Annotated in this window: 12 protein-coding genes; 9 read left to right on the top strand and 3 right to left on the bottom strand. The window is 50.4% G+C overall.

What is annotated here, in order from left to right:
• Positions 1-81: 81 nt before the first annotated feature.
• Positions 82-1,713: an ABC-F family ATP-binding cassette domain-containing protein gene (locus EKM99_RS09045; protein ID WP_125583011.1), complete on the top strand. Its 1,632-nt coding sequence runs from the start codon at positions 82-84 to the stop codon at positions 1,711-1,713.
• A gap of 316 nt (positions 1,714-2,029) precedes the next feature.
• A complete protein-coding gene (locus tag EKM99_RS09040; protein ID WP_125583009.1) occupies positions 2,030-2,311 on the top strand; it encodes a type II toxin-antitoxin system RelB/DinJ family antitoxin in 282 nt (93 codons plus the stop codon).
• Positions 2,312-2,644: 333 nt separating this feature from the next.
• On the opposite strand, the gene EKM99_RS09035 is transcribed toward EKM99_RS09040, so the two are convergent.
• Both EKM99_RS09035 and EKM99_RS09030 read right to left on the bottom strand, forming a co-directional pair.
• Complete coding sequence (locus tag EKM99_RS09035) at positions 2,645-3,589, bottom strand: DMT family transporter (protein WP_125583007.1); 945 nt, start codon at positions 3,587-3,589, stop codon at positions 2,645-2,647.
• A gap of 128 nt (positions 3,590-3,717) precedes the next feature.
• Positions 3,718-4,659, bottom strand: a complete 942-nt coding sequence (locus EKM99_RS09030) for a nucleoside hydrolase (RefSeq protein ID WP_125583005.1) — start codon at positions 4,657-4,659, stop codon at positions 3,718-3,720.
• A gap of 185 nt (positions 4,660-4,844) precedes the next feature.
• Between EKM99_RS09030 and EKM99_RS09025 the strand changes: the two genes are divergently transcribed.
• Positions 4,845-5,063 carry a hypothetical protein gene (locus EKM99_RS09025; RefSeq protein ID WP_125583003.1) on the top strand — a complete coding sequence of 73 codons (219 nt, stop codon included), beginning with the start codon at positions 4,845-4,847 and terminating at the stop codon, positions 5,061-5,063.
• An 808-nt stretch (positions 5,064-5,871) separates the two neighbouring features.
• A complete protein-coding gene (locus EKM99_RS09020) occupies positions 5,872-6,588 on the top strand; it encodes a hypothetical protein (protein ID WP_125583001.1) in 717 nt (238 codons plus the stop codon).
• 41 nt (positions 6,589-6,629) lie between these two features.
• Here the strand turns inward: EKM99_RS09020 and EKM99_RS09015 are convergent, their stop codons facing one another.
• Positions 6,630-8,354, bottom strand: a complete 1,725-nt coding sequence (locus tag EKM99_RS09015) for an aryl-sulfate sulfotransferase (protein WP_125582999.1) — start codon at positions 8,352-8,354, stop codon at positions 6,630-6,632.
• Positions 8,355-8,594: 240 nt separating this feature from the next.
• Between EKM99_RS09015 and EKM99_RS09010 the strand changes: the two genes are divergently transcribed.
• The 5 genes from EKM99_RS09010 to EKM99_RS08990 all read left to right on the top strand — a co-directional run bounded on the left by EKM99_RS09010 (position 8,595) and on the right by EKM99_RS08990 (position 13,454).
• On the top strand, positions 8,595-9,308 hold the full coding sequence (locus EKM99_RS09010; protein WP_125582997.1) for a DUF975 family protein: 714 nt from the start codon (positions 8,595-8,597) through the stop codon (positions 9,306-9,308).
• Between the two features lie 615 nt (positions 9,309-9,923).
• A complete protein-coding gene (locus EKM99_RS09005; protein ID WP_125582995.1) occupies positions 9,924-10,307 on the top strand; it encodes a type II toxin-antitoxin system HicB family antitoxin in 384 nt (127 codons plus the stop codon).
• A gap of 937 nt (positions 10,308-11,244) precedes the next feature.
• Positions 11,245-11,616, top strand: coding sequence for a GntR family transcriptional regulator (locus tag EKM99_RS09000; protein WP_125582993.1), 372 nt, complete (start codon positions 11,245-11,247; stop codon positions 11,614-11,616).
• On the top strand, positions 11,613-12,506 hold the full coding sequence (locus EKM99_RS08995; RefSeq protein ID WP_125582991.1) for an ATP-binding cassette domain-containing protein: 894 nt from the start codon (positions 11,613-11,615) through the stop codon (positions 12,504-12,506). The genes EKM99_RS09000 and EKM99_RS08995 overlap by 4 nt, the downstream gene beginning before the upstream one ends.
• Positions 12,507-12,518: 12 nt before the next feature.
• Complete coding sequence (locus EKM99_RS08990; protein WP_125582989.1) at positions 12,519-13,454, top strand: ABC transporter permease; 936 nt, start codon at positions 12,519-12,521, stop codon at positions 13,452-13,454.
• Positions 13,455-13,839: the final 385 nt, after the last annotated feature.

The raw sequence follows: 13,839 nt of genomic DNA, 5'->3' as shown, positions 1-13,839 counted from the left end.
TAACGAATATGAGTTGAAGCCAACGTCGCCGTTAACCTGACACGTTGGTTTTTTACACGCAAAATACAGGAGGTATCGTTCATGTTAACCGTCAATAATGTCAGTATGCAGTTCTCCGATCGGAAGCTCTACGACGATGTTAATCTTAAGTTCACCCCAGGTAACTGCTACGGGGTCATTGGCGCTAACGGCGCTGGGAAGTCTACCTTCCTGAAAATCATTGAGGGCAAATTAAAGCCCACGTCCGGGAACGTTTCGATGGGTCCCAACGAGCGGATGTCAAGCTTGAACCAAGATCACTTTGCCTTTGAAGATAACTTAGTGATGGATACGGTCATTCAGGGTCACAAGAAGCTTTACGATATCATGACTGAAAAGAACGCCATTTACATGAAGCCCGATTTTAGCGACGCCGATGGGATTCGGGCCGCTGAGCTGGAAGGCGAATTTGGCGAAATGGGCGGTTGGGAAGCCGAGGCCGAAGCTAGCCAAATGCTGCAAGCTTTGGGCATTGATGAATCCCTGCACCAAGTGCCAATGAGCGAACTGACTGAACCCCAAAAGGTGAAGGTCTTATTGGGTCAGGCTTTGTTCGGTCATCCCGACGTCTTACTCTTGGACGAACCGACCAACGGGTTGGATGTCCAATCCATTAGTTGGCTGGAAAACTTCTTGGCGGGCTACGAAAATACCGTCATCGTCGTTTCCCATGACCGGCATTTCTTGAACCAAGTTTGTACGCACATGTGTGACGTGGATTTTGGTAAGATCACGCTGTTCGTTGGGAACTACGATTTCTGGATGGAATCTAGCGAGTTAGCTGCGCAATTAAAGGCCAACGCTAACGCCAAAAAGGCTGATCAAATCAAGCAGCTGCAAGAGTTCGTGGCCCGGTTTAGTGCCAACGCCTCGAAATCCAAGCAAGCCACGTCCCGGAAGAAACAGCTTGAAAAAATCACCTTAGATGACATCAAGCCCTCATCCCGAAAGTACCCATTTATCAAATTCACGCCGGAACGTGAACTGGGAAACGATTTAGTCCGGTTGGAACACGTGTCCAAGACCATTGAAGGCGTGACGATTTTAGATGACGTGAGTTTCACGTTACGTCCAGGCGAAAAGACTGCCTTTATCAGCCGGAATGACGTGACCACCACGACTTTGATGCAAATCATTGCCGGTGAGGTTGAACCCGACAGCGGCAACGTGGTCTGGGGCCAAACGACCAGCACGACCTACCTGCCTAAGAACGTGAACGATTACTTTGCGGAAAACCAGATGACGGTTATCGACTGGTTACGCCAATTTGCCTCCAAGGAAGAGAGCGACAACACCTTCCTGCGGGGATTCTTAGGGAAGATGCTCTTCTCTGGGGATGACGTTAACCGCGAAGTCGACGTGATGTCCGGGGGCGAAAAGGTCCGGGCCATGTTATCCAAGATGATGTTGAGCAAGGCCAACGTGCTATTGCTGGACGATCCAACCAACCATTTGGATTTGGAATCAATCACGGCGCTGAACGACAGCCTGGTGGGCTTCACGGGCAGCATTCTGTTCACGTCCCATGACCACGAGTTCATTCAAACGATTGCCAACCGGATCATTGAAGTGAGTCCAAAGGGAATCGTGGACCGCGCAGACACGACTTACGACGAATTCTTGGGCCACCAACAGGTGCAAGAACAAGTTGCCAAGTTGTACGACGCTGAATAATAACACTTAAATAAGGACGACTGTTTGTTAGCAAACCAAGGTGACTTGGGGAGCTGACGGGCAGTCGTCCTTTTTGTTGGTCGGCCGTGACGAGTGGCAACCATAATCATTATAGAAAACGGATGCAAAGGCGGGATGTCGATTCGGTTAAAAAGATGTAAAGGATTGTCCCAACTCTGGGGCCATTTTGGTGGCTAATCATTTAGCAACTTAATGGCGTGAATGCCTAATACGATAAGGGTTGTGTGACCCTATAGGTGCATGTTAACTTGGGGTTGTAGATGACGGTTAGGCACAACATTGAAGGAGCGTAATCATGACAAAATTAAATGAACCGGCACAACCAGAACACCTTGACTTGGTTTTGGACCAACAATTGAAGCAGGATGCCACGGCGGTTTATCAACAATACGGCATGAGTTTAACGACGGCAATCCATTTATTTCTTCAGCAATCCGTAACCGATCACGACTTACCCTTTGACCTCGAACTCAGCAAGGAACAACTCCAAGCAGAGCTAGCCAGAGAAAAAGCAAGCGGCGACACGGAGTCATTAGCAGCGGTCGAGGCGCTGTGGCAGGATTGGAAGGAGCAATGAAAAAAGAGTGCACTGACAGGCGGTTAGCTGGCGAGCATTAACGGCACTAAGGGGACGTTCCCGGGGCTTGGGAACGTGCACTTAGTGGTGTTAAGCGGAACCCGCTGCCTGTCAGTGCACGTTTCGACAACAGAGAATTGGAGCGGGTATTAAGTGAAGGTTCCCCGGGCTTGGGAACGTTCGCTTAATAGTGTTAAGCGGAACTGACTGCCTTTGGCTCCACGTTTCGGCAACAGAAAATCGGAGTGAGCACTAAACCAAGCAGACCAAAAACAGGTACTGTCACAAGCTGGACAGTACCTGTTATTTAGGGTTAACCATTTAGAAAAATGTTTAAAACAAACGAATCAAAACGACCCCACCAATTAAGATCAACAAACCCAACAGCTGAACGGGCACAACGGGTTTACGTTGCGCACCGAGTAAGCCGAATTGATCGACTAACAGTCCACCGGCGATTTGGCCCAAGAGTGCGAAAACCACGGTTTGACCAGTGCCGATGATGGGCGCCAGGTAGGCGTTTCCCAGCACGAAGACGCCACCCATGGCCCCGCCAATCCAAATCCACCACGGTTTCCCGTGACCAGTCGCGCGGGCAATTTCGCGGAACCCGTGATTCACAATGATGACGATAAAGAAGAGGCACAGGGCGCCGACCAGAAATGAAATGAAGGCGGCGTGCAGGGCAGAGTTGAGAGCGAGACCTAATCGACCATTGATCGTGGTTTGGGTCGCACCGAGGGCCCCAGTGAAAATCCCCAGTAAACGCCAGGGCCAGGGGTTGCCCACGGTCGCGGTCGTTTTAAGCTGACCACTCGCACGACGCAGGAGGATGTCCGGCAACGCCACGGTAATCACGATTCCTATCAGGGCCAACAATAGGCCGGTGACGCGGACCAGGGTCAATGGTTGCTGCGTGGAGTTAAACCAGCCAAAATTATCAATGATGGAACCCATTAGAACTTGGCCCAAGATGGGCATAATCGCCGTTTGGACCCCGCCGATGTGGGGGAAGAGTAGAATGTTGGTGGTTAAGAAGATGACACCGAGCAGTCCGCCAATCCAAATCCACCAGGGTTGCGTGGCAAACATTTGCCCGGAAACGCCTAATGATTCATGGCTGGCGAGCATGACGATGGCCAAGAACAGAGTGCCCACGGTAAATGACACGAATGAAGCCTGATACGGGGAGCCGATGAATCCGCGAAGTCGTGAATTGACGGCGGTTTGAAGTGACAAAATGAGTCCGATGACAATGCCGATGGTGATGGGCAGCATGCTTTTTCCTCCTTGTTGGTGCGTGTGTTTGATTGAGAATGATAAATCATATGTAAAATTTGGCGGTGCTATCCGCGATAAATTTTCAGAAAAAAGAGAGTGGTTGTTCGCCACTCCCTTAGTATAGCTTATTTGTCGGCCAAAATCGCCAGTTCATCGATTCGCTTAAAGAATGCGTCATGATCGACCGTTGTAACCAAGGTGACGGGGCGGCCAGCAGGTGTTTCAAAAGTACGGCCGCGGCCAGGACCAGTGGTGAGCACGTCACTAGTGACCTGCTTGGTCGTCACGACGGCGGGGGCTTCACTGGCCACCGTCGTTAACACATCCCAGAGGAAGTAGGTCGAGTTCGTTTCAAAATGCTGGAGTGCCGGTACTAAAGCGTAACCTTGACCGATGAAGTCAATGGCCGGGTGCTGGCGAAGAGTTGCCCAGTGTTGGCGAATGGCTGGCGTTAAGGGAACTTGGCGAGTACTTTCCAGGCCCACCATCTGAATGGCAATGTCGCTGTCCCAAACGGTCTTGACGGCTTCGGGATCCCAGAAGGCATTCCATTCGGTGGTGCCATCTTGTTCGGGCTCGGCAACGTTGCCATGGCCGTCAAAGGTTCCACCCATCCAATAGAGCTTGTCGATTTTCTGAGTGATGCTGGGGTCTACCGCGATTGCACGGGCCAAATCAGTCAGCGGACCGGTCATGACCAACGTAGTCTGGCCGTCTGTCTGGTTGATTTTGTCGACCAGGTCCAAGTGTGCCGGTTGGGCGGCGACGGGCGTGTTGACAGTCCCCGTCTCGTTCAGAATGGGCAGAGCATCGAGGCTAAAGGCGTCGAGCCGCCACTCTTTGGGAAAGGGATGTACACCGCGCGAATCAGAAGCGGCGACAGCTAGTTGTGCGCCATGGCCAAACCGGTCGATAATTTTGCGACTGGCGGCGAGGGCGGGTTCCAAATAGGAATCGGCGCCGACAACGCCGACACCAGTTAGGTGCACGTCTGGCATCTGAAGCAGTAACAATAAGGAAACTAAATCGTCGACACTACCGTCATGATTGAAATAAACATTACGCATGGGCTGATCTCTCCTCTTATTACGAACTTTATATAATATAATCCGCTCGATAGTTCATATTTTAACGAATCCATAGTGAGAATGCAAGTGCCGTTAAAAAAGTAATTTAGCCAACGTTAAGGAAGTTCCCGTATACTGATAAACATGTTAACGAACGAGTGGTTAACCGAAAGGATGCGTACGGAATGAAACCAGTCCGTAAAGGACCAAAAAACTGGCTAGCACTACTAGCCGCGGGCGTTGTGCTCTTCGTGGGTGGTGGCGGAACGGGTTACATGCTAGGCCAACAACAGGCAAAGTCCGCCCAAACAACCCAAATGAAAAACGCCCCCTCAGGCATGAAAAACAGACCATCAGGAAAGCCTAGTGGGATGCCGGGACAGAGTAGCAGTAGTAGTAATTAACGAATATTAGAGTGCGGAGCGAGCCGCTTAGGTCCTGAGCATTAACGTAGCTAAGGGAATACCCCTGATCCTGGGGTATTTTCTTAGCTGGGTTAAGCGCAGGGACCTGGCTCGCGTAGCACGTTTCAGAGGCCGCCAGGATTAGGATGTTTAGGCGAGAGACAATCTAACGATTCAAGATAGCTAAAAGCCAAAGAACCCAACCCGGCAGCGCCGAGCAGGAGTTCTTTGGCTTTTTAAGCGCAGGGACCTGGCTCGCGTAGCACGTTTCAAAGGCCGCTAGGATTAGGATGTTTAGGCGAGAGCCGACCTAACGATTCAAGATAGCTAAAAGCCAAAGAACCCAACCCCGGCAGCGCCGAGCAGGAGTTCTTTGGCTTTTTAAGCGCAGGGACCTGCCCTGTGTAGCGCGTTTCAGAGGCCGCTGGTTTCCGAATATAACCGTGGAGAACAAGTCAAACGACTTAAAACAGCCTAATGTTAAAGGCCAGTCCCGCCCTGAACCAGCAAAGACTTGAACCGGAGTTAAGCGCAGGGACCTGGCTCGCGTAGCACGTTTCAAAGGCCGCCAGGATTAGGATGTTTAGGCGAGAGCCGACCTAACGATTCAAGATAGCTAAAAGCCAAAGAACCCAACCCGGCAGCGCCGAGCAGGAGTTCTTTGGCTTTTTAAGCGCGGAAATCCAGTGATACCAGCCCAGAAAGTCCAATCCACACATTGACAGCTCCTCCCGATTAGCGGATTATTAAAATGTTAATTAATCCGACAAGCGGGTTAACCGAGAGATAGTTTAGGGGAGTGTTTAGTGTGAGAGTTAGTGAAAAATTTTTGATTACGAGTTTGTTAGTCCTAATAGGAGTTACGGGAACCATCACGGCGCAGGCCAAGACCCGCAACGTGATTGATACACAGGATAGTGCCCCAATCGGTAAACTATTCCGAGCACAGGGGTATCAGTTTCAAACTCTGGTGAAGAAGACATCGGGAATCTGTGTCGTGTCATTTGTTCAACGAGAACCCGGGAAGCAATATCATTTTTTGGCACAGATCAATCCAGAGCTGGATGGTGTCGGTTTGGAAATGAAAGCGTACCAGAATAAAAAGCTAGTTGCCCATAGCCGAACCTTGTGGCAGTATCAAACGGGACAATTTGCCAAAGACTTAGTCATGGATGATCTGTTGGATAATGCGTATGTGATGGCGTCGAATACGAAGGTTTGGGCGGAACGGATTTTTCCAGAAAAGGCAATGCAGAAGCTTAGTGAGAATACGATTGTCGCGGGGCATGCGGCGGCACGAGCCAATCGCGTATTTGCCAGTAAAAGTCTGATTAAGCAAGAAAAGCATGCGACGCGAGTGGGTAAAGACTTGGTTGTCCTGCAGCCAAGCTGGTCCAAGAAAATCATTCGGGTAAAGCAGTTTATGGCCGATTACCGGAAAGCTAAAACGCATACCAAGCAGGAGACGAAAATCTATCGCGCAAGTCAACTGCGTATTCGGCAAATGGAAAATATCAAAGTCTAAAAAAATCACCTCCAGCAGCGTTTGCCGGGGGTGATTTTCATTTACTTAGTGGTTGACTTAATCTGTGACAGCTGAACGTTCGCACTGCCCGGATACAGGGCCATCCGCTGTGCGCGGTAGCTCCAATCGCCGTGTTTGAAATGCGTGCGGTTGACGTCAAAGACAATCTGCTTGGTCTTGCGATTGACCTCCACGAATTCGCTCCGTTTCCCGTTGCTGGCATAACCGAAGCCAATCAACGTGTTGTGGCGCCCGACGGCATAGCTGCTGCCGACGATGTTCGTGAAGTTGCGTTGCCCCAGCGACTTACCGAAGCTCCAGCTCTTAGTGACCGTGTACTTCAGTTGGTCGATGGAAACAATTTCGCCGGCCGACCATTTCTTGGATTGCTTGGTCTTCCCCCGGGTAACGGGAACGTTGTTGTCGTAAAATTCGAGCGCGATGGATTCGCCCTTGTTCTTACGCGTGTGGATGATGTTGACGGCGTGTTGGCCACCGTTGTAACGGTAGTTCTTGGTGGTCGGCGTCAAGAGGTAGGATTGGTAACGTTGCGGGAGTTTTTCCGGCGCTGCCAAAATCCACTGCAGCTTGGTCGTCTTGTAGTTGATGGCAAAAATCATATCCTGATTTCGCCCGGAGACAATCAGCTCGTCACGTTGCGGATCGTAGATCATTGAGTTCTGGTGGAACCAGTCAATCTTGCCGTCGGAACGGTGCGTCCCCGTGTAGTGGGTGTACGCCGAACGGGGGAGGATCCGTTTGAGGTCGATGACTTTAACGATTTTCGCCGTCTTGTAGTTGATTTCAATCATCGTGTCTTCCACGTACTTAGAACTCCCGTCGTCAACCGTGAGCAAGAGGTTGTGGTTGGGCAGTTCAATCGCATCGTGGTGAATCACGGTGTTGGTTGCTAATTTGCTAGCATCTTTACGGGTCGGAAATTCGCCTTGAAAATTATATTGCCGATAAACGCGACCGTAAAAATCGGTTTCACGCAGCGCGTTATATTTGTGCGCGCTAGCCGAAATCTTAGTAAGAATCAAGAGGTGGTTATTGGTCAGCCGCTTGAAAACGTGGGAAATGGGCGCCGTACTGTACCAGCGTACCTTACCCTGCGCGTCCAGGCCGTAAGTGGTGCCCTGACTGGAGACGGCAAATGTCAGCCGGGTGTTGCCCTTACCCAACGCCATTTTCTGGGGATGGCTGGTCTTCAGCGTGTTCTTACCGATTTCCTTAGGCGCCTTGCCCGTCTTCATGGTGTAAGTGGCGTAGGATTTCTGCCCATTTTTCTTGGTAAACGTCAGCGTGACGCGATTGGTCCGGTTGGCGTAGAGCCCGAGGACCCCGACAGAGTGGGTGGTGTGATAGCCGGCGAGGTGCTTGGTCAGCGTGGTCTTGGGCGTGTCCCCGTGGACGGTGAGGGTCACCTTGGTCGCCGCCTGTGTTTTGACTAAAATCAGGCCGGACAGGGGTGAGGTCTCGTACGGGTTAACGATTACCTTGGCGTGATCGATACCAGTCGTTAGCTGAGCCAATTCTTGACGATAGCCCGCGGTAATCTTGTTGGTGGCTGTGGTGTTCTTGGTCGACAAAGCCGGTCGTAAATTAAGCTTGATCTGATTGGTCGACAGGACGTTTTTCTTCTGATAATGCTGGTGAACCAGCAACAGTCGGCGCACATTGTGGCGTTCATGATAGGCCGCGGCGCCACCAATGACGATCAAGGCGAGGACGACGCCGAGACTAATTTTCCAAATCTTCTTCATAATATATGTAAAACTCCTCAATAAATTCCAGTGTGAAAGGTGAACGCGTGCTCATGCCATTTTAGCAATTAATTCGCTGAAATACAACCGGTTCCCGGTATGACGGCGTTTTCTAAAAGTTGCGACTGTTAATAAATCAGTTGGTTAAGGCTATTTGCGCTAGGGTAAATCACCAAAATCTTGTATACTGACAATACAAGGTTTGGACGGGGCTTGCGCACTCGTCGGGAGGAGAAAGCAATGGACAAGCAAGATCGCGTCAACTTTAAATTAGGGGCCAAGGAACAGATATCCACCCATTTTAAATTTTATTTGTTATTATCAATTTTATGGTTAGCGCTTCAGTGGATTGGCGGGACGATGGACGCCCGAGACCTTAACTGGGCGGAACGGATCAACGAGAACAGCGCCAATTTCAACGTCAGTGGGTTCTTTTCCTTCGCGGGGTTATTCTTCTTCGTTGCGGCAATGTTGCGGATGGGGACCCGCTTGACCATGATCGATTTGGATCGGGGCAAGGCAACCCTCGACAATCCCATTCAACGCAGCTTTGCCCTGTTTGACAAGGGCCAATATTTCTTAGGCTGGATTTTCATCAGCATCCTGTCCGCCATCTTCATTTCCCTGTGGTCACTGCTGCTGGTATTCCCCGGCATCATCAAGGCGTATTCGTATTCCCAAGCGTTCTACATTTACAGAGACGCGTATGACCGCGGCGAACAAATGTCGGCGCTCCAGGCGATTACGGCTTCACGCCGGCTGATGGATGGCAACAAGTCGTTCTTGTTCATCATGGATTTGAGCTTCATTCTCTGGTTCATGCTGGTGACCATCACGTTTAACATTGCTGGGCTGTTCGTTTACCCGTACTACGATTTGGCGCGGGCTAAGTTCTACAACCAGCTCGTCGTTCGCCAACAAGACGAACCCGGCGCAACGACCACGCAGATTTAAGCTGAGACAAGGGAATAATTGGTCGTTGTCAGGGCCTCCGGGCTGGTGAAAATGGGACCGGATCGCTGTGGGCGAACGCCCGGAGCCAAAGGACGGTCTCCAAGCTTACTTTGAGCCGGCAAACCGTCTCAAAGGTATCAATTCCCTAAGTGGCTAAGCGCCACCAAGGGAATTCCCACGGCTTGGCCCATTTTCACCAGCCCTGCGGCAGAGACTGTGCGTAAGTGCCACATCGGCGTTCGGGGTGCGTGGTGATGGCGATGGTCGTGAATGTTCTTAGAGAATATGCAGGGGGCGACTGTTGGGCTAAGATTTCCGCTCCCGGCGGCGGGTTCAAGGTGCCCTGCTGTGGGGCCGGCTCCAGCCTGAGGGGCGGTCTTTCACCTCGACTTGAAAGCTCACAAACAACGCGAGTTTCCAAGGTCGTCCCATGGACTAAACTGAGAAATTAGTCCATCGACACAGTTGGTCACATTGACCCGCCTCTAGTCGCTGATGGTAGCGAAGACAATTGACATGGTGATTCACGATTACGACTGACATCTCCTGGTTTTACAACTTGTGATCTGAAAAATAGTACAGGATTGATGCAGAACGTAAGAGGAGGTCGACTCTGTGAAAAAAGATAGAGTACTTTACCCTGCCGCGTTTAGTAAAGATGGGGATTATTCTTTTATTCGAGTCCCCGACCTACAAGGCGGGTTTACACAAGGAAACGATACCTTGGACGCCGTGACTATGGCTGAAGATTTGATTGGTAATTTGCTAGAGGACCAATCAGAATATCCTAAGCCATCAAATCCGGAAGATATTAAGCTAGAGGATGGTGAATCTTTAGTTTACATTTCCGTGGATTTAGCAGAATTTCGACTGAAGTATTCACGAACTGTTCGCAAGAATGTGACCATTCCTGAGTATCTAAATGTGATTGCTAAAGAGCGAAAAATTAATGTCTCCCAGGTATTAACGGAAGCCTTAAGAGCAAAGTTAGAAGTATAGTTAAAATTAGGTGTCTCTTCGGAGATGCCTTTTTTGTGGCAAGACAAATGTGATTGATGAAGAGCAAGCAAATCATTTTCTTGGTTGATGAGGCTTTGACAAGAAGATCCATGTGTGATTACCACTCGAGTTGAAAAGTCATAAAAAACCAGGACGAAGACCGTCACCGATTTCGCATTTTTTTGGTGGGGCCGATATAAGTGGAGCCGGAGGAGGACAGATACGGGTATCCCTGTGTCGGTGGTGTTAGACCGGATGATTTTTTCCGGCCTTACAGCGGGACGACCTTTGAGACGGTGGGTTACCGGCTTAAAGGCAAGCCGGAAGACCGCTTCTCAGTTTGGAAAGAAAATCATAAAACCAATCAAACAAGACCAAGACCGTCACCGATTTCGCATTTTTTTGGTGGGGCCGATATGAGTGGAGCCGGAGGAGGACAGACACGGGTATCCCTGTGTCTGTGGTGTTAGACCGGATGACTTTTTCCGGCCTTACAGCACGGGACGCCCTTTGAGACGGTGGGTTGCCGGCTTAAGGGCGAGCTGGAAGACCGCTTCTCAGTCTGGAAAGAAAATCATAAAACTAACCAAACAGGACCAAGACCGTCACCGATTTAGCATTTTTTTGGTGGGGGCCGATATGAGTGGAGCCGGAGGAGGACAGATACGGGTATCCCTGTGTCGGTGTTGTTAGACCGGATGATTTTTTCCGGCCTTACAGCACGGGACGACCTTTGAGACGGTGGGTTACCGGCTTAAAGGCGAGCCGGAAGACCGCTCCCCAGGCTGGAGGCGTTCCTCACAGGGTACCCGTGTCTGTCAGCCGCAGGCGGAACGCAATATACAGCCCAAATCCAAAAAAGTCTTGCTAAATCGAGTGTACTAGGTATAATAGTACACATGGGACACGTAGCCACACACCAAGGGGTGAAACAAACATGCAAATAAGCGATTCAAGCCTGCCCTACTACGAACAGCTAGTTTTGCGGGTCAAACAGCAGATTGTCCAGGGGATTCTTCAGCCGGGTGACCGGTTGCCATCCGTGCGGGACATGGCGCGCCAAGAACAACTGAACCCGAATACGGTCAGTAAGGCGTACAAACAGTTGGAAAGTCAGCAGGTCATTACCACGGTTCATGGCAAGGGTACGTATGTCCGCGAGACGACCGCGGCACCGGGTGATTCGGCCCAGGTTGTGGCCAGCAAGAAGCAGTTGATGACGTTACTCACGGAAATCCGGTACTTAGGGGTGCCACTCGATGAAGTTGTGAGTTGGATCAAGACGGCATATGAGGGGGCAAAGAAGTGACCTTACAAGTTAAAAATTTAAGCAAACAGATTAATGGGCATACCATTATTACAGACATTAGTTTCAAATGGGCACCGGGCGAGATCATTGGCTTGGTCGGCCGTAACGGTGTGGGGAAAACCACGCTATTTCGGACCATGATGAATCACTACATCCCGGATAAAGGGCAAGTGTTACTGGATGACCAGGATATGGAACAAGTTTCATCCCGCCAACGGGAGGTGTTTTTCCTGGACACCCAAGATAACTTTTTGACCAATTACAGTTTGAAAGAGTTGCCAGATTTCTTTAAAATTGTCTACCCAAACTTTGATCAGCAACGCTATGATGACCTCCTGAAGCATTTCAATTTAAATGCCGGGGACCAATATCGGCGGATTTCTAAAGGGATGCGCGCGCTGGTCAACGTCATTTTGGCGTTAACCTCCAATGCGACTTACCTGATCTTGGACGAACCATTTGATGGGCTTGACGTTATCGTTCGCGAAAATATTGCGACGATGGTGATTGACGAGGTGGCCGATCAACAGAAGGGCTTCCTGATTTCGTCGCACGATTTAAATGAGTTAGATGGCTTGAGTGATCGAGTCCTGTTACTTAAGGAAAACAAATTAGTGCACGATTATAATTTGGAAGATATTCGGGCGACGGCGAAGAAGATTCAACTGGTTCTGCGCGACAAGGAAATTCCGGCCGTTTTGAAGGATCACAGCAAGCTCATCCGGGTTTCCGGGCGGGTGTTGGTCGTCGTGGTGACGGACTATACGCCAGAAATCGACCAGGAACTGCGGGCGTTAGACCCCGTATTATTTGAAGAATTACCGTTAACGTTAGAAGATCTGTTCCGGGCGAACTTGGCCCACGATACAGGTTATCAGCTGTTGAAATAGGGGGCGGAAACTTTGCAAAAACAATTGAATCGGTTAATCTGGCGGCGTCACCGGCGGGTATTCGGCATCGTCGGCGGACTGTCACTGTTGATTGCCTTGGCCAACAACGTGATTGTGCTGCACGGCTTGGGCAATTCCAGCAACGCCCATGAACTCGTGGGGAGCAACATTAATAAATGGCAAACCTACAGTCAAAGCGATTTCTCGGCCTATCCATTTTGGCTGTCCTTAGCATTTTGGATGCTGGGAATTTTACTCATGAATATTGATTTAAAGGACAACTTCAATCAATTTTTATTTAGCAGTGGGTTCTCCCGCCGGCGCGTTTATTGGAGCAAGCTGGGGATGGGCCTGGCCGCAGCAATCATTATCGTTGTCTTGACGATTATCGTTCAGTATGGTATTTTTTGGATTAGTCTCCCGGCCAACATCGGCTTTCATTTAGCCTGGCCGGGACTGATTACCTCGTGGGTTTGTGGTTTAGCAAATTCCATTGGGGTCTTCGCCCTTTGCTGGTTCGCCGCCCTGATCATTGGTCAAACGGGTTCGTTGGTGGTGACCTTGGTGGGTTTCACGTTGTCATTAACCGGCGTGGCCAGCATTGGTGAATCACTAATAACGATGAGCGGTTGGAAGCTGACCGGGGGACAAGTAACGTGGTTGGCTAGCGGCGTTTGGCTGCTGGTTGCCTGCATCTTGTTCGTCTGGGGCGCCTACCTGTACCGCCGGCTGTCACTGGAACACAACGGGGAGTACCTACTCTTCCCGGGGCTAAAAGTGCCAGTCTACATCGTATTCGTCGTGTACGTGACAACGCTAAATGCGTGGAATGCGAGTGATGGAACTTCCGCCGTGGTGGCATTCATCGCATCGGTAGGCTTCGGTTATTTCTGGCTGTGGCGACCAAGCATTATGGAAAAATGGCATCAACGACGATCCAGAAGTTAAGGCTAGAGAGTGAGTCAGAGTAGGATTTGAACGGTAACATCGGGCACAACCGGTCGGGGGAAGGCGGGTTGCGCCAACGGGGAGACTGCTAGCGTTGGGGAACGGTAGCGGTACATAAAAATGGGATCAACACAGTGAACGCTGTGCGGGTCCCATTTTTTTCGTTGTCCAAAGAATACTGCAACATTGTGTATCCCTGCCGGCTTACCGTTCGCCAAATTGCATAAGATTTGCCACCTGCGGCTGCCAGAGATTCCGGCGTCTGTGGGGACCGCCTGCGGCCTGAGAAACGGTCCTCCGGTTAAGACTGTGTTTTACCAGTCAGACCGGTACAATTCGACGTTGTGATAGCTTTTAACGTTTGGTTACTAGCCTGATCTGTGTA

Source organism: Levilactobacillus cerevisiae (assembly GCF_003946245.1).
Classification (GTDB): domain Bacteria; phylum Bacillota; class Bacilli; order Lactobacillales; family Lactobacillaceae; genus Levilactobacillus; species Levilactobacillus cerevisiae.
This window is presented reverse-complemented; position numbering and strand designations above follow the sequence as displayed.

Bases quoted from the DNA above. Each gene is read 5' to 3' on its own strand.
- EKM99_RS09045 (WP_125583011.1), top strand. From the start codon at position 82: ATGTTAACCGTCAATAATGTCAGTATGCAGTTCTCCGATCGGAAGCTC.
- EKM99_RS09040 (WP_125583009.1), top strand. From the start codon at position 2,030: ATGACAAAATTAAATGAACCGGCACAACCAGAACACCTTGACTTGGTT.
- EKM99_RS09035 (WP_125583007.1), bottom strand. From the start codon at position 3,589: ATGCTGCCCATCACCATCGGCATTGTCATCGGACTCATTTTGTCACTT.
- EKM99_RS09030 (WP_125583005.1), bottom strand. From the start codon at position 4,659: ATGCGTAATGTTTATTTCAATCATGACGGTAGTGTCGACGATTTAGTT.
- EKM99_RS09025 (WP_125583003.1), top strand. From the start codon at position 4,845: ATGAAACCAGTCCGTAAAGGACCAAAAAACTGGCTAGCACTACTAGCC.
- EKM99_RS09015 (WP_125582999.1), bottom strand. From the start codon at position 8,354: ATGAAGAAGATTTGGAAAATTAGTCTCGGCGTCGTCCTCGCCTTGATC.
- EKM99_RS09010 (WP_125582997.1), top strand. From the start codon at position 8,595: ATGGACAAGCAAGATCGCGTCAACTTTAAATTAGGGGCCAAGGAACAG.
- EKM99_RS09000 (WP_125582993.1), top strand. From the start codon at position 11,245: ATGCAAATAAGCGATTCAAGCCTGCCCTACTACGAACAGCTAGTTTTG.